The following is a 19,248-nucleotide window of genomic DNA, read 5'->3' on the forward strand; positions in this document are numbered from 1 at the left end:
CCCGATCTTCCTGTTCATATCCATTCATATGCTGTCATAAGCCATTCATCCTGACGAGTGCCGCTATTCATATTTGCTTATTAAGATCACAGTTGCCAAATTATATTTTTACAGGAGTTATTATGAGACGACTATGGAGTGCGCTGCGTCGGCCAAGTGCGCGTTGGTCGGTGTTAGCGCTGGTGCTGATGGGGATTGTGATCGGTATTGCCTTGATTGTGTTACCTCACTTCGGGATCAAGGCCACCAGCAGCACTGAGTTTTGCGTCAGTTGCCACAGTATGACGCCGGTGTATGAAGAATATAAAAAGTCGGCGCATTTCCAGAATGCTTCTGGCGTGCGAGCTGAATGCCATGACTGCCATGTCCCGTCAGATTTACCGGGAATGTTGAAGCGGAAACTGGAAGCGAGTAATGAGGTGTATCAGACCGTTATTGGTCACGCCATCGATACCCCTGAGAAATTCAACGCTAAACGCGCAGAACTTGCCGAGCGCGAATGGGCGCGGATGAAAGAGAACAATTCAGCGACCTGCCGTTCCTGCCATAACTACGACGCGATGGATCATGCGAAGCAGCATCCGGAAGCCGCACGTCAAATGGCCGCCGCAGCGAAAGATAATCAGACCTGTATCGACTGCCATAAAGGCATTGCCCATCAGCTGCCGGACATGAGCAGCGGCTCGCGTAAACAGTTCGAAGAACTACGCGCCAGCGCCAGAGATGATAAAGACATCCTTTATTCTATAGATATAAAGCCGCTTTATGCAGCAAAGGATGATAAAGACGCGACGGGTTCACTGCTGCCAGCCTCTGAGGTGAAAGTACTTAAACGTGACGGCGACTGGTTGCAGGTGGCTATCATCGGTTGGACGGAAAGCGCTGGGACTCAGCGGGTTCTGACTGAGTTGCCCGGCAAACGGATTTTTGTCGCATCCATTCGCGGCGATATCCAGCAGCAGGCGAAAATGCTGGAGAAAACCACCGTTGCTGACACCAAAACCGAGTGGAGTAAGATGCAGGCCACCGCATGGTTGAAGAAGGGCGATATGGTCGACGACATCAAACCAATCTGGGCCTATGGCGATACGCTGTACAGCAGCGCCTGTAAACAGTGCCACGGCGCGTCGGCAACCACCCATTACGACGCCAACGGTTGGATCGGCCAAATCAACGGCATGATTGGTTTTACCAGCCTGGATAAACGGGAAGAACGCACCATGCTGAAATATCTGCAAATGCATGCGTCGGATACCGCAGGGAAGTCTCACAGCGATAAGGAAGGAAAATAATGAAAAATAAAGACATTTTTCAGGCATCACGTCGACGTTTTCTTACCCAGCTTGGTGGCTTAACGCTGGCCGGAATGCTGGGGCCATCGCTGTTAACTCCACGCCGTGTTAACGCAGCGCAGGCTGTTACGTCGAAAGAAGGTATCCTGACCGGTTCGCGGTTTGGCGCCATTCGCGCGACGGTGAAAGACGGGCGCTTTGTGGCGGTGAAACCGTTCGAACTGGATAAGTACCCGACGAAAATTATCGCCGGGCTGCCGGATCACGTCCACAATCCGGCGCGTATTCGCTACCCAATGGTACGAGTCGACTGGCTGCGTAAGCGCCATCTGAGTGACACCACTCAGCGCGGTGATAACCGTTTTGTCCGCGTCACTTGGGATGAAGCCCTGGACATGTTCTATGAAGAACTGGAACGGGTGCAAAAAACCTATGGCCCCAGTGCGTTACTGACCGCCAGCGGCGGGCAATCATCCGGTAAATTTCATAGCGCCGGGGGAATGCTGTCGAAAGCCATCGCACTACATGGCAATAAAGTGAGCACCGGCGGTGACTATTCCACCGGAGCAGCGCAGGTGATCCTGCCGCGGGTGGTGGGGTCAATGGAAGTTTACGAACAGCAAACATCCTGGCCGTTAGTGTTGCAAAACAGTAAAATCATCGTCATGTGGGGCACCGATTTGGTGAAGAATCAGCAGGTTAATTTCCGCTGCCCGTCTCACGATGTTTATGAATATTACGAGCAACTGAAAGAAAAGGTGGCGGCGGGCGAAATCGAAGTTATCAGCATCGACCCGGTGGTCAGTTCAACGCATGAATATCTGGGGCGTGAGCACGTTAAACATATTATTGTTAACCCGCAAACCGATGTCCCGCTACAACTGGCGATGGCCCATACCCTGTACAGCGAAAATCTGTACGACAAACAATTCATTGCTGATTATTGCGTCGGTTTCGAGCAATTTCTGCCGTATTTGCTGGGTGAGAAAGACGGCCAGCCGAAGGATGCCGTCTGGGCAGAAAAACTGTGTGGCATTGACGCCGAAACGATCCGCATGCTGGCGCGGAAAATGGCGAGCACAAGAACGCAAATTATGGCCGGCTGGTGCGCCCAACGTATGCAGCACGGCGAGCAGTGGTCATGGATGATTGTGGTGCTGGCGGCAATGCTCGGGCAGATTGGCCTGCCAGGTGGCGGTTTTGGTTTTAGTTGGCACAGCAGCGGCTCAGGCGTGCCAGGCCGTAAAGGGATTATCCTGAGCGGTTTTCCCGGTGCCACGAAAATTCCGCCAGTTCATAACAACAACGATTACAAAGGTTACAGCAGCACCATCCCAACGGCCCGTTATATCGACGCCATTCTGGAACCGGGGAAAGAGATCAACTGGGACGGCAAAACAGTTAAGTTGCCGCCGCTGAAAATGTGTGTTTTCGCCGGGACCAATCCGTTCCACCGCCATCAGCAGATCAACCGCATTATCGAAGGCTGGCGCAAGCTGGAGACGGTGATTTCCATTGATAACCAGTGGACCTCCAGTTGCCGCTTTTCCGACATTGTATTACCCGCAGCCACACAGTTTGAGCGTAACGATCTCGACCAGTTTGGTGACTATGCCAGCCACGGGCTTATCACCACTAAACAGGTGGTGCAGCCGCAATTTGAGGCGCGCAACGACTTTGATATTTTCCGCGAGTTGTGCCGCCGCTTTGACCGTGAGGAAGCCTTTACTGAAGGGCTGGATGAGATGGGCTGGCTCAAGCGCATCTGGCAGGACGCGCTCCAGCAGGCCAAAGGACTCGGCATCCATTTACCGACCTTTGATGAGCTGTGGAACAGTAAAGAGTACGTGGTCTATGACCATCCGCAGATGTTCGTGCGTCATCAGGCGTTCCGCGAAGATCCCGACCTCGAACCGCTGGGGACGCCGAGCGGGTTGATTGAGATCTACTCGCAAACTATCGCCGACATGCACTATGACGATTGTCAGGGGCATCCAATGTGGTTTGAGAAAATTGAACGTTCCCACGGTGGACCAGGTTCGCAGAAGTATCCGCTGCATCTGCAATCGGTGCATCCCGATTATCGCGTCCACTCGCAACTGTGTGAATCTGAAACACTGCGTCAGCATTACAGCGTAGCGGGTAAAGAGCCGGTATATATCAGCCCGCAGGATGCCCGTGCGCGTGGGATTGCTAACGGTGATGTGGTGCGAGTCTTTAACGATCGGGGGCAGGTTCTGGTGGGCGCGGTGGTTTCTGATCTCTATGCACCAGGCGTGATCCGGATCCATGAAGGCGCCTGGTATGATCCGGATAAAGGCGGTGAGCTCAATGCGCTGTGTAAATACGGTAACCCTAATGTGCTTACGCCCGACATCGGGACTTCGCAACTTGCGCAGGCCACCAGCTCACATACGACCATTGTGGAAATTGAAAAATTCACCGGTCCGATAGAAAAGGTAACGGCGTTTAGCGGTCCGATTGAGATGGTGGCACAGTGCGAATATGTTCCGGCACCGCAGGTGAAATCATGACTTCACTAACGGTGGAACAGAATGCTTGTGTCTATGCCTGGCTGGCGCAGTTGTTCTCCCGTGAACTGGACGATGAACAACTGACGCAAATCGCCAGTGCACAGATGGCTGAATGGTTTTCTTTGCTGAAACGCGAGCCGCCGCTGACTGCGGCGGTGAATGAGCTGGAGAAAAGTATTGCTGCATTGACAGTACGTGACGACGCCCGTCTGGAACTGGCCGCCGACTTTTGCGGCCTGTTTTTGATGACTGACAGGCAGGCGGCACTGCCGTATGCATCGGCGTATCAGCAGGACCCACAGGTGATCAAAGGCTTACTGGCTGAGGCTGGGATGGACACCAGTGGCAATTTCAACGAACCGGCAGATCATCTGGCGATTTTTCTTGAGTTGTTAAGTCATCTGCATTTTGCCCGGGGAGAGGGGATTGTACCTGCACAGGAAGTTGACAATCTGCGGCAAAAAACACTGACGTCGCTGCGGCAATGGTTACCAGAGTTTGCAGTGCGTTGCCATCAGTATGACAGCTTTGGTTTTTACACGGCACTAAGCCAGTTATTGCTTGCGATAACCAATAGAGATAATGCCGATTGGTAGGCCTGATAAGACGCGTTAAGCGTCGCATCAGGCATTATGGCACAGCCGCCGGATGCGGCGTGAACGCCTTATCCGGCCTACGGGAACGGTGATTTTTGTAGGCCTGATAAGACACGTCAGCATCGCATCCGGCGGCCACACTCACGGGTGAGCCACAAACCGGGAAAGCCGCTGGCGTAACAGACGGTTTTCCTGTTTCAGATGTGCAATATCATCCATTAACGTCAGCGCCACCGCGATCCCAGGCCAGTCCAGCGCCAGTTCCTGACGCAGACGTACCGCGCGTTGCACCACAATGGCGGCATGGTCATCAAATACCCAGGTTGTTTCCTGGATCTCTCTCGGTTCAACCACCCCCAAACCGACAATTTCATTCAACTCCTCTTCAGAAATGCCGGTATGCAGGCAAAATTCGGTAATGGTAAAAGTCACCGTAACATGAGCCATTATGCTTTCCCCCAATCTTTACGTGGATCAAAAGACGACTGGGCGTCTGCCAGTTGTTGCCACAGCGCAGCAGTATTTTCATCCGGTTTCGGCGGCATGACGATTTTCAGTACCGCATACAAGTCACCAGTCTGTTTTTTGCTTACCAGACCTTTGCCTTTAATGCGCAATCGTTGCCCGGCCTGACTGCCTGGCGGAATGGTCAACAAAATGCTTTCTTTCAGGGTTGGTACAGTGACTTTGCTACCCAGAGCCGCTTCCCACGGGCTAACCGGCACCACAATTTCCAGATCCTGACCGACAATATCAAACAACGGATGCGGGGCTATATGAATCACCAGCCACAGGTCGCCATTTGGACCACCGTTTTCGCCTGGCGTCCCCTGGCCTTTCAGGCGGATACGTTGGCCATTGCCGACGCCCGCCGGGATCTTCACATTCAGCGTTTTCGGGATTTCCTGTTCGATCATGCCAAAGGCGTTATAAACCGGCAGGTTATAGCTGATGGTACGTTTGTGCTCAGTAAGCGTTTCTTCCAGGAATACCGCAACTTCAATTTCAATATCGTGGCCACGTGTGGCGGGGCGTTGACGGCTCTGGCGGGCATGTTGACCGAAAATTGACGAGAAGATATCGTCAAAATCTTCGGCATTGAAACTCTGACCGTCGCCATGCTGGAACTGGCGGTTGAATTGCGGATCGTTGCGATGCTGCCACATCTGATCATATTCAGCGCGACGCTGTTCATCACTTAACACTTCCCAGGCTTCAGCGACCTCTTTGAAGCGGGCTTCGGCATCGGGCTCTTTGCTGACATCAGGATGGTATTTGCGGGCCAGTCGACGATAGGCGGTCTTGATTGTCTTGAGATCGTCCGTCGGTTTCACGCCCATGATGGCGTAATAATCCTTTAATTCCATAGCGTTATCTCGCGTAAATCAATACAGACAAAGGGAAACCCCTGACAAGGTATCAGAGTTAAGTGTAGGGGAAATCAGAAAAAATCGTAGGCCAGTGATAAAAACATAACTAAAAATGATATTTTCAGCCTGAATTTTGGCAGGTAAAAGAGGGGACGTTTAACCTTCATAGATGCCCCATGACAACGTTGTCAGGGGGCGGAAAATGGTGAATTATCCGGCTTTTACCGCAGTGACCATCACTTCAACCAGAATCTCCGGGCGGGCCATCTCAGCCTGCACGGCAGCACGTGCCGGGCTATATCCTTCTGGCAGCCAGTTAACCCATACGTCGTTGAAATCGGCAAAATCGCGGCTGATATCTTTCAGCCATACCTGAGCGGACAAGAGATGAAATTTATCACTGCCCGCTTCAGCAAGTAATGCGTCGATTTTCTCCAGCACTTCGCGCGTTTGTTGCGCGATGTCAGGAGTATTGCTCTTCGGTGTCTGACCGGAGAGAAATACAAGATTGCCATATTCCACACTGGCGGCAAGACGAGGTTGTGGGTCATTACGTTTGATATTCAAGCTGATTGGCTCCATGTCAGTCCATCAAGGGAAATTGTAGGATCTTCGCCCGACAGCAGCGCGCCTAACACCACGGCACTACCCGCCGCCAGCGTAAAGCCCAGACTGCCCTGACCAAGATTCATCCACAGATTTTGATACTTCGCCCGTCCTAATAGTGGCGGACCCGCAGGGGTGGATGGACGCATACCTGTCCATAATTCAGCATCATCGATGCCTTGCAGTTGCGGAAAACTGTTAGCTACGATCTGTTTTAAGGCATTGATTCGTTCAGGGCGCAGTTCATTACCGTCATAGCCAATATCGACCATGGCGGCGATACGCAACCGCTCACCGAGTCGGGCATAGACAATTTTATGACCATAGTCGGTGACACTGATTTGCGGTGCGATCCCCATTTCTTGTGGGAAGGGGAGCGTCAGACTGTAACCTTTCAGACCGCAGAGCGGTACGTGAGTCCCGGTTTCGGCAAGTAAATGCTTACTGCCATTACCCGCGGCAACGACATAATCATCAGCAACCAGTGTTCCTGTGCTGGTGGTGATGGAATCAATGCGCTCGCCTTTTTTATTCAACTGCAAAACTTCACAATCGGTTTGTAGCGAAAAATTTACGCTGGCATTAAGTTTGGCAAGTAATGCCTGGCAGAACTTATAGCAGTCCGCCGTTTCATCGCCGGGGGAGTAAATACCGCCACACAATGAATGACCAATATGTTTTAGTGCTGGTTCAAGATGAACGCACTCTTCGCGTGATAAAGCCTGTTGAAATTGCGGATTAATACCTTTTGCTGCTTTGGCTAAATCTTGCGGGCGGCGATGAATAATCAGTTTGCCAGAACGGCGCCAGTGAAAATCATCAAGATTATCTTCCAGCAGCCACTCTTCCATGACCTGACGGCTTAACAGTGATAAGCGTAAAATATGGTCGCCATTGAGTTTATTTGTCCGGCTATTGCAGGCCAATAAAAATTCCAGCAACCAGCGCCACTGGCTAAATGACATGCGCAAACGCATATTGAGGGGGGAGTCGCTTTTCCCCATCCATTTAATTCCCTGCATCGGTACGCCTTTATCCGCCAGAGGAGCAACGTAGCGATAACTGAGTTGCCCGCCATTAGCGAAACTGGTGGCGACGCCTGCCTGGCTGTTGCGTTCTAACAATTGCACCTGATGGCCCTGTTTTACCAGAACCCATGCTGTTGCCAGACCAATTACCCCGCCGCCAATAATTACAATGCGTTTTTTCATCACCTGAGATATCCACCGCTAATAAATGCGTTGGGGTTATGTCAAAGCATTTAGGCCTGAGGAGCAATTGACTTTTTATTTTCAGGGTATAACTCAAGGTTAATGGCTCGCAGCTGGAGACGTAATTGCTGACAAAGGAAATCGACAAATTTTTGTGTAATGGGGCTAAGTGAAACGTCGGCGCGGCGTAGCAAGCAAAGGTCAATTTTCATTGGCGGGGCGATGGGGTGAATCGTCTCTGCCGGGAGGTTATGACGGGCAGAGAAAATATCGGTAATACTGCATCCCATTCCGCGTTTTACAAATTCCGTGGCCATGTAATAGGTCTGGACATTCAGGCGCGTCGTCAAAAAATCACGTCGTTTAGCTATCGCATCGGAAAGGGAATGAGGGCCGGGAGAAATCCAGCGTTGTTGGTCAATCTTGTCTATTTCTACTGCGCCCTGGCGATAGTCCCGGTCGATATAAACCAGCGGAACTTCGGCGATCAGCGTCGTCATAATTTCCCCTTGTTGAATCGGTTGTAGCGTCAGGGCCAGATCAATCTCACGCAGATCAAGTTTTTTAACCAACGTTTCAGTGTGCTCTGTCGTCAGTGTCATGACCAGATTCGCATTCTGCTGGTAAAACGCCGTGACTATTTCCGGCACCAGACTTAATCCCAGGCTTGGCAGGCATCCCAGGGCTATTCTGGCTCGCGGATCTCGCGTCAGGTTATCGGCCAGTAGTCGCAGGTTGTCGAGTTCGTGATAAATCGACTGCGCTTTTTCGAAAAGTGTGATCGCTTCGCTGGTTGGAAGAAGCTTGCCACGAACTCGCTGAAAGAGCTGAAAACCGAGTTTTTGTTCCGCGTTTTTTAACGCTTTACTGGCGGCCGGCTGGGAAATATTCAGCGATTCCGCTGCCCGTGAAAGTGTCCCGCATGTCATCACAGCATAGAAGATTTCCAGGTGGCGCAGTTTCATTAAGAGTTAACCCAGAGTTATAGACGATAGATAAAAAGTCATTTCATGGTAACACTAAGTTAACATAAATTTAATGCGTAACGCCTGTTCTGGTAACAATGCGTTATTTGCCCACCTAAAGGGGTTAATTACGAACTCAGAATAATACCTGTAGTACCCGGACAAACCCTCAGCGCATTTTGCTAACAATAATAACGAGGGGGGATATTTTCTGAGCTGTCCAAATATATCGGCTGATATTGAAAGTCGATTCGATGGGGTTAAGGAGTTATATGAGTGACTCAATGCTCGCTGGTGGTTCACTAACCAGACAAAATATCACCAAAAAGAATGTCATTATTGGCTTGTTATTGATCGCATTTTTACTGATAGCGTTCTGGTGCCAGGGGCGTCCAGGTAATGAACTCGGACTGCTTGGTTTTACACCACTGGTGGCGTTAGCGGTGCTCTCGTTGATAGGCGTCGATATTGTTCTGGCGGTTATTTCATCGATTATTATTGCGATGATAATGACCTCCACCGGCTTACCTGAAATGGGCGCCATGCTGGCAAAATCGACGGGATCGTTTATCGCCACTGTTGGTTTGATCATTATGCTTGGCGCAGGCGTAGGTGAAGTGGCAACACGTACCGGAGCCGCCGTTGAACTGGTCAAATTTGTGGTGCATCGTATCGGGCTTTCCAGCCAGACACGGGTCAAATTTGGTATCGTCGTCTCATCCATTCTCATCTGTGGCGCGCTGGGCACAATGGCAGGCGGCAACGCCATTATTGTTGCGGTGATTATTCCCGTGGCGGCGGCAGTACGGCTGACACCGCCTACAGTGGCTGCACTGATGATGACGGCGGGGTCAGTGGGATTGTTTACCGGGCCATTTACTCCCAGTACTGTGACGATTTTACAACTCGGCGGCCTGACTTATCCGCAATACCTGATGTACGTCGGGCTGCCAATGAGCGCCGTGACGTTATTTGCTGGCTGGATAATGGCCGGGCGAATTCAGAAGATGACGGAAGGAAAATTACACTACGAAGTGGATCTCTCTGAGAAAACTCAGGAAGAAGAGGATCCTGCCCGCGATCGTCGTCGCAAACTCAGCGCCCTGGCATTTGCTGCAACCATTATTGTGATGGCGGTTATTGGCGTAGTGATAAAAGCAGGTTTTAGTTTTGCCATTATCGTTATGCTGTTGGTGGCGTTGATCACCGGGCTGGTGGGGGGATTAAGCCCAACCGGGATCCTGCAAGCGCTGTATAAAGGCTGTGGCAGACTGGTGTGGATGTTTCTGCTCTACTGGCTGTATAACCCGATTCTGGAACTTATGGATAGCCTGCAGGCGTATCAGGGGTTGCTCGAATACACACAACCACTGTTAACCGGGATATCTCCGGCATGGCTTTGCTTCTGTATTTTTGCCTTTAACATTATCGGTCATGTACCCGGTGCTGCTGTTGCTCAGATGACCTTCACGCATAAAATATTTGGTCCGATGTTGATGGCTGCGGGAGTGCCGCCACAGGGTACAACGGCAGTATTATTAGCCTCATCACAAGTGGACTGGTTTGGACCTTTCCCGTCATCGGATATGTTCGGTCAAATGGGGCTGGCACAATCTACTCACCTGAAATATATGCTTTATAACGGTTGGGCCATTGTCATTGCCAATATCATTCTTTTTGCCTTGCTGTTTCAGGTATTAGTTTAACGATACAAACCAGGCGATAGCGCGACTACTGTCCGTTATCGCTTGACGGTTTCCCGCCTCGTCATCTGCTAAATTGCGAACCTGTTCCCGGAAAAATGCCATATTTCTGTCACACTCTTAATTGATTGATAACTAAAGAGGTGATGGGAATGAAAAAAACGCTAATCGCTGCGGCCGTGGCTGGGATGGTTTTACTCTCTTCGAATGCTCAGGCACAGACCGTGCCGGAAGGCTATCAACTACAGCAAGTGCTACTCATGAGCCGTCATAACTTACGTGCGCCTCTGGCAAATAATGGCAGTGTGCTTGAGCAGTCGACGCCGAATAAATGGCCGGAGTGGGATGTTCCCGGTGGACAACTCACGACCAAAGGCGGCGTGCTGGAAGTGTATATGGGCCATTACATGCGTGAGTGGCTGGCAGAGCAGGGAATAGTGAAAACGGGTGAATGCCCGCCGCCGGACACCGTTTATGCCTATGCCAATAGTCTGCAACGAACCGTTGCGACCGCACAGTTCTTTATTACCGGCGCATTCCCGGGGTGTGATATTCCTGTGCATCACCAGGAAAAAATGGGCACTATGGACCCAACCTTTAACCCGGTGATCACCGATGATTCCGCCGCATTCAGTGAGCAGGCGGTAGCGGCAATGGAAAAAGAGCTCGGCAAACTTCAGCTTACCGACAGCTACCAGTTACTGGAAAAAATCGTTAACTATAAAGATTCACCAGCCTGCAAAGAGAAACAGCAGTGTTCGCTGGTGGACGGTAAAAATACCTTTAGCGCGAAGTATCAGGAAGAACCAGGCGTTTCCGGGCCGCTAAAAGTGGGCAACTCGCTGGTGGACGCGTTCACCCTGCAATACTACGAAGGTTTCCCGATGGATCAGGTGGCCTGGGGGGAAATCAAATCAGATCAACAATGGAAAGTGTTGTCGAAACTGAAAAACGGTTACCAGGATAGCCTGTTTACTTCACCGGAAGTGGCGCGTAATGTCGCGAAACCGCTGGTCAGTTATATCGACAAAGCCCTGGTTACCGATCGTGCCAGTGCGCCGAAAATCACAGTGCTGGTTGGGCACGACTCAAACATTGCCTCTCTGTTAACGGCGCTGGATTTCAAACCGTATCAGTTGCATGACCAGAACGAACGCACGCCGATTGGCGGCAAAATCGTTTTCCAGCGTTGGCATGACAGCAAAGCCAATCGCGATTTGATAAAAATTGAATATGTGTACCAGAGTGCGGAACAGTTGCGTAATGCCGATGCGTTAACGTTGCAGGCACCTGCGCAGCGTGTGACGCTGGAATTAACCGGCTGCCCGATAGATGCCAACGGTTTTTGCCCAATGGATAAGTTTGATAGCGTGTTGAATGAAGCGGTGAAATAACAGAAAGCTCCCCCGCGAGAAGCGGGGGAATATGAGATTGATGACAAACGTGAGATTGCCTGATGCGCTACGCTTATCAGGCCTACCCGAGAATTGCACTATATCGAATTTGCACGATCATGTAGGCTGGATAAGGCGTTCACGCCGCATCCGGCATGAACAAAGCGCACGTTGTCAACAATTTGAAAGCTCCCCCGCGAGAAGCGGGGGAGTCGCTGATTAAACGTTTTTACGTTCGATGGTCTGTTCGCCCCAAAAAAGCGAATCTTTATCGGTTTTAGCAAAGGCTTTGACTAACACTTCATCGCTACCTTCTTCCCAAATTTTTTCCGCCATTTTTTCGTCGTACCCGGCGACTTCGAAAATGGCCTCGGCTATTTCCGGCGACGTATTGCGCAGAGATGCCCATTCACCCACGTGATGAGCTTTCGCTTCTTGAGTTGGCATGCGTATCCTCCTGTTGAAGATTAGCCGTTGAGTTTAACTGCCAGACCAGCGACATATTCCCCCTGATAACGTGCGATAGACAACTCTTCCTGGCTGGGTTGGCGTGAACCGTCACCGCCTGCAATGGTGGTTGCGCCGTACGGCGTTCCGCCGCGAACCTGCGAGACGTCAAAAAGTTCCTGCGCTGCGTAGCCAATAGGGACAATCACCATGCCGTGGTGCGCAAGTGTCGTCCAGGTGGATGTGATGGTTTGTTCCTGACCACCGCCGGTGCCGGTAGAGCTAAAGACGCTCGCCAGTTTTCCGTATAGTGCGCCGGAAGCCCACAGGCCGCCCGTCTGGTCGAGGAAGGTACGCATTTGCCCGGACATATTGCCGAAGCGGGTTGGCGTACCAAAAATAATGGCGTCGTAATCGGCCAGTTCTTGCGGAGTTGCAACGGGTGCAGTTTGCGTTTTACCGCCTGCTTTTTCGAATAATTGCGGCTGCATGGTTTCCGGTACACGCTTAACAACAACTTCTGCGCCATCGACTTTGCTTGCGCCTTCAGCGACTGCGCGCGCCATCGTTTCGATATGTCCGTACATGGAATAATAAAGCACCAGAACTTTAGCCATTTCTAACCACTCCTCGTGTTATCTCTATTCCGTAGCGATTCGCTACCACTCTTTTAAAGATAAGACGTCCTTTTCAGAGTGCAAATTTCACAACCACTTATTTGATTTATAACAACTTTCACAAGCGCGTAAATTTGTCGCAAAATGATACATTTTTATCCCATAGCGTTTTTTTTAATCATAAGAGAGGCTTATGGATAATTATTGGAAATGATATCTATTCTCGCTCAGAACCTGTTGCAGGATATTACCAAACGCGGATCCACCCGCGTCAGTTCACTAAGCTTAGTCCCACGTAGCGAAAATATGGCACCGCCATACGCCGCGTTAATCCTATGCAATGCAATATGATGTCTACATCAAGACGGAGGTCAGTAATGGCAAACCATCGAGGCGGTTCAGGTAATTTTGCAGAAGACCGCGAAAGAGCATCAGAAGCAGGTAAAAAAGGTGGACAGCACAGCGGGGGGAATTTCAAAAATGACCCGCAGCGCGCATCTGAAGCAGGAAAAAAAGGTGGCAAAAGCAGCCACGGCAAAAGCGACAACTAGCCGGGCTAATCAATGACGAATGCATTTTTGTCTCTAGCTCGTCAAAAAGCCATCACCGCCGGTTACCCGGCGGTTGATACTGATGACAAACGTAAGCTTGCCTGATGCGCGATGCTTATCAGGCCTACCAGAAGATTGCAATATATTGAATTTGCACTGTTTTGTAGGCCGGATAAGGCGTTTACGCCGCATCCGGCATGAACAATGCGTACGTTGTCAACAATCTGCACCGCCGGTAATCCCGGCGGTTTTCTGTTCATGGCTCCTGATGAACAACTTCTGGCGGAGGAACGTCAACCAACTTTCTGCTTAACAACGCATTGAGTAAAATCGCGCCAAAAGTTGCTGTACCGATCCCTCCCAACGTAAAACCGCCCAGCGTGAGAGCAAAATCACCCGCGCCCAGCACTAACGTTACCGCGACCATTATCAAATTGCCGTTCTGGCTTAAATCCACACGGTTTTGTACCCAGATCCGCGCGCCTGCGACGGCAATTAGCCCGAACACAACAATTGATGCACCACCAATCACCGCTGCAGGAATGGTATGAATCAGCGCACCAAATTTCGGCGAAAAGCCCAACAGCATGGCGATGACGGCAGCAGCAACAAACACCAGTGTCGAGTAGACTTTTGTCACGGCCATCACACCGATATTTTCAGCATAGGTTGTCACGCCGCTACCGCCGACAGAGCCGGAAAGCATCGTTGCCAGACCATCACCGACGAATCCCCGCCCCATATACGGGTCCATATTGCGTCCGGTCATCCCGGCGACTGCCTTGAGATGACCTAAGTTTTCCGCCACCAGAATCACCGCCACGGGCGCAATCAGCATCATTGCCTGACCATTAAAAGCAGGAGTGGAAAAATGTGGCAGACCGAACCAGGCAGCATGACTGACAAGAGTAAAATCGACGGATTTTCCCAGCCCTACAACGTTGGTCATCACGCCATACAGCAGACAGGCGACAATTAACCCTACGAGAATCAACAACCGCTGGATCATGCCACGGGTAAACACCGCCACCAGCCCAATACACAGCACCGTCATTACCGCCATCCAGCTATCAAAGGCCGAAGCCGATACACTTTTCACTGCGATAGGCGCTAAGTTCAGGCCAATCGCCATCACCACCGCGCCCGTCACTACGGGTGGCATCAGGCGTTCAATCCAGCGCGTACCGATCTTCATCACCACCAGGCCAATGACGGTATAAACCAGCCCACAGGCGATAATCCCGCCCAGCGCGATGCTGATATTCGGGTTAATGCCCTGACCGTTAAAGCCCGTCGCGGCGATCACCACACCAACAAAAGCCGCGCTGGAACCGAGATAACTGGGGACGCGTCCTCCGGTAATAAAGAAAAACAGTAACGTGCCGATCCCCGACATCAAAATAGAAAGATTGGGATCCAGCCCCATCAGAATCGGCATTAACACCGTCGCGCCAAACATCGCCACCGCATGCTGAACGCCCATTACTGCCGTCTGAGCAAACGGCAATCGTTCATCCGGCGCGACCACGCCGCTCTCTGTAGAGGTCGATTTTAACTGCCAGTGAGGAAAACCGAACATTGCCATCAGCTGTCTCCTTAAGGAGGTTAACAAGCAGGGCGCATCAGCGCGTGATAACTGCGATCGAACCACACCAGCCGTAAGGGGTGGCGTGACGATGAATCGCCTCGATGGCGCAAAACAGAATGTCGTGGGTGCCGACGCTCACCACCTGGCTGATACGGCAGTCAAACGAAACCAGCGCCTCTTCCAGTTGCGGGCATCCGGTCACACCCGTCTGCCAGCGGGCGGCGGCAAAGCGGTGTTCCATGGGCGTTTTGCCGCCAAAAAGGTTTGAAAGCGGCTCCTGCCCGGCGCTAAGTGTATTTACACACAGCGTTCGATTTTCATTGAATACCGGCCAGACGGACGCCCCACGATTCAGGCACACCAGTAATGTGGGCGGCGTGTCGGTCACGCTGCAGACGGCGCTGGCGGTGAACCCGGCGCGCCCGGCAGGACCGTCCGTGGTGATGATATTGACCGCCGCGCCCATACAGGACATCGCATCGCGAAAGGTTTGTTGATCAACTATGTTCATGGTTTGCTCCTTATAACAGCCCGCTGGCTTCTTCAAAGGACAGACGCGGCAGGCGCGGATAAAGTTTGCTGCTATCGCCATAGCCGATGTTAATCAGCAGGTTGCTTTTCAGCGTGCTACCCGCAAAAAAGGCGTCGTCCACGTGTTGACGGTCGAAACCAGACATCGGGCCGGTATCCAGCCCCAGCGCACGGCAGGCGACGATCAGATAGGCCGCCTGCATGGAGCTGTTGCGAAACGCTGTTTCTTCGGCAAGTTGCGGGCTGGAAGTAAACCAACTGCGGGCATCGCCGTGAGGAAACAGTTGCGGTAACCGTTCATAAAATTCACTGTCCCAGGCGACGATAGCGGTGACGGGCGCGGTCAGGGTTTTTTGCAGATTGCCGCTGGAAAGCGCCGGGCGCAGACGTTCTTTTCCTTCTGCCGTGCGGATAAACACGATCCGTGCCGCAGAACAGTTAGCTGATGTCGGCCCCCATTTCATCAGGGCATAAATCTCCCGTAGCGTCTCATCGCTGACGGGTGTCTCCCGCCAGCCGTTGTGAGTGCGGGCATCGGTGAACAGGGTGCTAAGCGCACCTGGGCTAACGGCTTCGTTCATAGCAATTCCTTACAGGGCGGCTTCACGGTGATGTAACAGGCTGGCAAGCCCGTTGAGTAACAGAGCATTAAACGTTTCGGGATCGGTCACGTTGCAGGCGTGTCCGCCATAGCGCATCACCATTTTCTGGCTATCGGGCAGGGCGGCATGAAGCTCACTGGAACATGCTGATGGCACCAGCAGATCATCACTGGCGCAGATGATTTGCACCGGGCAGCGGATGCGATCCGCATGGTGACTAAAGTCAGCGCGTTTGAGGGCGTTAAGTCGACGCAGTAAATTATTTTTGCCCTGAAAATGCGCCAGTGCCAGCGCGTCTTCTGCTTTCAGGCGAGGTGCGCGGGCCGCCATCCAGTCGGCGGGATAGAGGAACAACGGCTGCGCTTCCACCCATGCCTGCGCGCCGCCGCTATACAGTAATCGTTCGCGAACCTGAAAACAGCGGCGCGTATGGGCGTTTATTCGTAGCCAGCCGTTAACGCTGACCAGCACAGTTACCGACGCGGGATAATCCAGCGCCAGCTGCATTCCCACCAGCGCACCGAGCGCATGGCCGACCACCGCGTAACGCTCAATCCCTGCGGCTACCAGCGCCTGATGCAGTTCCGCTGCCATCTGGGCGATACTGTAATCTTCTGCCAGCGTGTCGGGATTATTGCCGGTGCCGCGCTGGTCGTAACAGACTACCTGATACTCCTGCTCCAGCACCGCCAGTTGCGGTAACCAGTAACTGCCGCTACCGCCAAGACCTGAAATCAACACCACTACGGGCGCATCAGCATAAGGGGGAGGTGAGAGTGAAAGTTTCATCGCGGCCTCACTTGGCGATATGCGCAATTGTGGCGATTTCCACCAGCGCGTCAGGTTTTACCAGTCCGCACTGAATGCAGAATCGCGCCGGTTTATCACCCGGAAAAAACTCGGCGTAGATTTCGTTAATCGCGGCGTAATTTTTCCAGTCGGTAATAAAGATGCTGTTGAAGGTCACATCCGCCATCGTGCCACCCGCCGTCTCGATCACCTTGCGGATAGTTTCCAGAACGTGGCGGGTTTGCGCCTTTGGGTCATCGGCAAACAGCACGTTATTATGTTGATCAAAAGCCAGCGTACCGGAGACATACACCACGCCATCAGCCAGCGTGCCGGGAACGAAGGGGGCCAGCGGTGCGCTGCTGCCAGCGGGAATAATTACGGATTTCGGCATAAGTAAGTTCCTCAGGCAATACGGGCAAGAGACGTGGGCGAAAGCGCGTCGCAGAACGTTTCGACGTCGCTGACCCAGCCAAAAAAGGTTTCGATATTGAACAACGCGGCTTTCTGTGCAAATTCCGGCCCCGCCTGGTGAGTTGCGTCTTCCAGCACCACGCCGAAATACTCCAGAAAAAAGCCGTCGCGTAGCGTCGATTCGACGCAGACGTTGGTAGCGATACCGGTGAAAACCAGATGGCGTATTCCGCGGCTGCGCAAAATGCTGTCCAGCGGCGTATTGAAGAAACCGCTGTAGCGCGGCTTCGGCAGCACAATATCGCCAGGCTGCGGCACCAGTTCATCCACCAGTTGATAATCCCAGGAGCCTTTCGCCAGCAATTTCCCCTGCAGCTGCGGCTGCTTACGCATGGTTTTCAGGGCGTTCGATTTATGAAAATTCGGTGAGCCGGGGCCGCCAGCCTCGACATACTGTTCATCCCAGCCATTTTGAAACCAGATGATCAACATCCCTGCCGCTCGCGCTGCGGTCACGGCGGTTTGAATGTTGGCAATGACCGGGCGAGTGGTTGAGACATCAAACCCGGCGAGATCTAAGTAGCCGCCTGGCGTGGCATAAGCGTTTTGCATATCCACCACGATCAGCGCACTTTGCTGCGGATCGAAGGTAATGGCTTCCGGTCGAGCGGTTAAGGTTGTCATCATGCCACCTCCTGAGTCAGCGCAGGGAGATGGGCGCGGCACTGCATCAGTGGTTGAATGCGCTCGCCGAAGGTTTCGATTCCCGACAGAAAATCATCGAAGGTCAACAGCACGCCTTCGGCACCAGGCACGCTTGCGACTTCATCTAACATGCGCGCGACACTGGCGTAAGAACCGACTAACGTCCCCATATTGATGTTTACCGCCGAAGTGGGATCGGCCATCTGACGGACGTTGGTGTCAGTACCGGAGCGGGTATCTTTCTGACTTTGTTCGGTTAGCCAGCTTAACGCCTCTTCATCTGCGCCCGCTTTGTAGTGTTCCCATTTGGCGCGAGCGGCATCGTCGGTTTCGTCGGCAATCATCATAAACAACACATAAGAGCCAACGTCGCGCCCGGTTTGCTCTGCGGCCTGTTTCATCCGCGCAGCGGTCGGGGCGAAAGCCGTAGGCGTATTTACGCCTTTGCCGAAACAGAAGTTGAAATCGGCATACTGGGCGGAGAACGCCATGCCAGCGTCGCTTTGCCCGGCGCAGATCACTTTCATGGGGACACTCGGTTGCGGACTGACGCGACAATCATTCATGGTGAAAAAATCGCCTTTAAAATCGCTTTTCCCCGTGCCCCACAGGTCGCGCAGCACCTGAACATATTCGGTGAGATAGTCGTAACGACGGGAGAAATAGTCATCGCCAGGCCAGATACCCATCTGCTCATACTCGGGCTTTTGCCAGCCAGTCACGAGGTTGACGCCAAAACGCCCGCCAGAGATGGAGTCGATGGTTGCGGCCATACGGGCGACGATTGCCGGAGGTAACGTTAAGGTGGCAGCAGTGGCGTAAATCTGAATGCGCGAGGTCACGGCCGCCAACCCCGCCATCAAGGTGAACGACTCAAGGTTGTGATCCCAGAACTCAGTTTTGCCGCCAAAACCACGCAGTTTGATCATCGACAGGGCGAAATCGAAATGGTAGTGCTCCGCTTTTTGCACAATGGCTTTATTCAGTTCAAAGGTCGGCATGTACTGCGGCGCGTGGGTCGAAATGAGCCAGCCGTTGTTGCCAATAGGTACAAATACGCCAATTTTCATCATCAACCTCTCTTCGTCTCGTAAAGTGAAAGTCAGACGGGGCGCTGCATCCTGCATATCCTTTTCAGCCGCGTAATGGCTTGTTTGCAAAGCGGATGCCAGTTTTTAAAAAGTTAATGTTATTAATGTGTTAACATTGCGTTATCTAAAATATCTGGTAAAAAGTGGACTAAACGGTCAAAACAGTTGCACATAAAACATGCATCTGTGCGCGATGAGAGTGCAGAAGGTCGAGGCCGGGCGGGGGTTTTGCTATCCTGTTG

The 19,248-nt window shown here is 52.2% G+C and carries 19 protein-coding genes and 2 pseudogenes; 6 read left to right on the forward strand and 15 right to left on the reverse strand.

Features of this window, described 5'->3' with window-relative positions:
• Window positions 1-122 precede the first annotated feature (122 nt).
• The 3 genes from torC to torD are packed head-to-tail and all read left to right on the forward strand — an operon-like array spanning window position 123 to window position 4,422.
• The gene (gene torC / locus FFT88_RS03460) at window positions 123-1,292 is read left to right on the forward strand and encodes a pentaheme c-type cytochrome TorC (protein ID WP_135404161.1); all 1,170 of its coding nucleotides are present in this window, start codon (window positions 123-125) and stop codon (window positions 1,290-1,292) included.
• The gene (torA, locus tag FFT88_RS03465; RefSeq protein WP_135404162.1) at window positions 1,292-3,826 is read left to right on the forward strand and encodes a trimethylamine-N-oxide reductase TorA; all 2,535 of its coding nucleotides are present in this window, start codon (window positions 1,292-1,294) and stop codon (window positions 3,824-3,826) included. Before torC ends, torA begins: the two co-directional genes overlap by 1 nt.
• Entirely contained in the window at window positions 3,823-4,422 is a 600-nt protein-coding gene (gene torD, locus FFT88_RS03470; protein WP_135404163.1) for a molecular chaperone TorD, read from the forward strand. Before torA ends, torD begins: the two co-directional genes overlap by 4 nt.
• 141 nt (window positions 4,423-4,563) lie before the next feature.
• Here the strand turns inward: torD and cbpM are convergent, their stop codons facing one another.
• From cbpM to FFT88_RS03495, 5 genes are all read right to left on the reverse strand, one after another.
• The gene (cbpM, locus tag FFT88_RS03475; RefSeq protein WP_130205424.1) at window positions 4,564-4,869 is read right to left on the reverse strand and encodes a chaperone modulator CbpM; all 306 of its coding nucleotides are present in this window, start codon (window positions 4,867-4,869) and stop codon (window positions 4,564-4,566) included.
• Window positions 4,869-5,789, reverse strand: a complete 921-nt coding sequence (gene cbpA, locus FFT88_RS03480; protein WP_130205426.1) for a curved DNA-binding protein — start codon at window positions 5,787-5,789, stop codon at window positions 4,869-4,871. Before cbpA ends, cbpM begins: the two co-directional genes overlap by 1 nt.
• A 213-nt stretch (window positions 5,790-6,002) precedes the next feature.
• Entirely contained in the window at window positions 6,003-6,359 is a 357-nt protein-coding gene (locus FFT88_RS03485; protein ID WP_135404164.1) for a RidA family protein, read from the reverse strand.
• Window positions 6,356-7,609: a D-amino acid dehydrogenase gene (locus FFT88_RS03490; RefSeq protein WP_135404165.1), complete on the reverse strand. Its 1,254-nt coding sequence runs from the start codon at window positions 7,607-7,609 to the stop codon at window positions 6,356-6,358. Before FFT88_RS03490 ends, FFT88_RS03485 begins: the two co-directional genes overlap by 4 nt.
• A gap of 50 nt (window positions 7,610-7,659) precedes the next feature.
• Entirely contained in the window at window positions 7,660-8,574 is a 915-nt protein-coding gene (locus tag FFT88_RS03495) for a LysR family transcriptional regulator (protein ID WP_130222081.1), read from the reverse strand.
• A gap of 272 nt (window positions 8,575-8,846) precedes the next feature.
• On the opposite strand from FFT88_RS03495, the gene FFT88_RS03500 reads away from it, so the two are divergent.
• Window positions 8,847-10,280 (forward strand): gluconate:proton symporter, encoded by a 1,434-nt coding sequence (locus FFT88_RS03500; protein WP_135404166.1) that lies wholly within the window; start codon window positions 8,847-8,849, stop codon window positions 10,278-10,280.
• A 149-nt stretch (window positions 10,281-10,429) separates the two neighbouring features.
• A complete protein-coding gene (agp, locus tag FFT88_RS03505; protein WP_135404167.1) occupies window positions 10,430-11,671 on the forward strand; it encodes a bifunctional glucose-1-phosphatase/inositol phosphatase in 1,242 nt (413 codons plus the stop codon).
• 219 nt (window positions 11,672-11,890) lie between these two features.
• Here the strand turns inward: agp and FFT88_RS03510 are convergent, their stop codons facing one another.
• Both FFT88_RS03510 and wrbA read right to left on the reverse strand, forming a co-directional pair.
• The gene (locus FFT88_RS03510; protein WP_001143120.1) at window positions 11,891-12,118 is read right to left on the reverse strand and encodes a YccJ family protein; all 228 of its coding nucleotides are present in this window, start codon (window positions 12,116-12,118) and stop codon (window positions 11,891-11,893) included.
• A gap of 20 nt (window positions 12,119-12,138) precedes the next feature.
• Window positions 12,139-12,735, reverse strand: coding sequence for an NAD(P)H:quinone oxidoreductase (wrbA, locus tag FFT88_RS03515; protein WP_001151442.1), 597 nt, complete (start codon window positions 12,733-12,735; stop codon window positions 12,139-12,141).
• A 377-nt stretch (window positions 12,736-13,112) separates the two neighbouring features.
• On the opposite strand from wrbA, the gene FFT88_RS03520 reads away from it, so the two are divergent.
• Entirely contained in the window at window positions 13,113-13,286 is a 174-nt protein-coding gene (locus FFT88_RS03520) for a general stress protein (RefSeq protein WP_001273658.1), read from the forward strand.
• A 98-nt stretch (window positions 13,287-13,384) separates the two neighbouring features.
• Here FFT88_RS03520 and FFT88_RS25800 read toward each other — a convergent pair.
• From FFT88_RS25800 to rutA, 8 genes and pseudogenes are all read right to left on the reverse strand, one after another.
• Window positions 13,385-13,483, reverse strand: a pseudogene (locus tag FFT88_RS25800) (hypothetical protein); the annotation flags it as partial.
• A gap of 59 nt (window positions 13,484-13,542) precedes the next feature.
• Window positions 13,543-14,871 (reverse strand): pyrimidine utilization transport protein G, encoded by a 1,329-nt coding sequence (rutG, locus tag FFT88_RS03525; RefSeq protein WP_135404168.1) that lies wholly within the window; start codon window positions 14,869-14,871, stop codon window positions 13,543-13,545.
• A gap of 20 nt (window positions 14,872-14,891) precedes the next feature.
• Window positions 14,892-15,385 (reverse strand): annotated as a pseudogene (rutF, locus tag FFT88_RS03530) (NADH-dependent FMN reductase RutF).
• A 10-nt stretch (window positions 15,386-15,395) separates the two neighbouring features.
• Window positions 15,396-15,986: a malonic semialdehyde reductase gene (locus FFT88_RS03535; protein WP_135404169.1), complete on the reverse strand. Its 591-nt coding sequence runs from the start codon at window positions 15,984-15,986 to the stop codon at window positions 15,396-15,398.
• A gap of 9 nt (window positions 15,987-15,995) precedes the next feature.
• Complete coding sequence (rutD, locus tag FFT88_RS03540; RefSeq protein WP_135404170.1) at window positions 15,996-16,796, reverse strand: pyrimidine utilization protein D; 801 nt, start codon at window positions 16,794-16,796, stop codon at window positions 15,996-15,998.
• 7 nt (window positions 16,797-16,803) lie between these two features.
• Window positions 16,804-17,190, reverse strand: coding sequence for a 3-aminoacrylate deaminase (gene rutC / locus FFT88_RS03545; RefSeq protein WP_001126780.1), 387 nt, complete (start codon window positions 17,188-17,190; stop codon window positions 16,804-16,806).
• Window positions 17,191-17,201: 11 nt separating this feature from the next.
• Window positions 17,202-17,894, reverse strand: coding sequence for a peroxyureidoacrylate/ureidoacrylate amidohydrolase RutB (rutB, locus tag FFT88_RS03550; protein ID WP_032255822.1), 693 nt, complete (start codon window positions 17,892-17,894; stop codon window positions 17,202-17,204).
• On the reverse strand, window positions 17,894-18,985 hold the full coding sequence (gene rutA, locus FFT88_RS03555) for a pyrimidine utilization protein A (RefSeq protein ID WP_135404458.1): 1,092 nt from the start codon (window positions 18,983-18,985) through the stop codon (window positions 17,894-17,896). The genes rutB and rutA overlap by 1 nt, the downstream gene beginning before the upstream one ends.
• Window positions 18,986-19,248 lie beyond the last annotated feature (263 nt).

Source organism: Escherichia sp. E4930 (genome assembly GCF_005845405.1).
GTDB lineage: Bacteria > Pseudomonadota > Gammaproteobacteria > Enterobacterales > Enterobacteriaceae > Escherichia.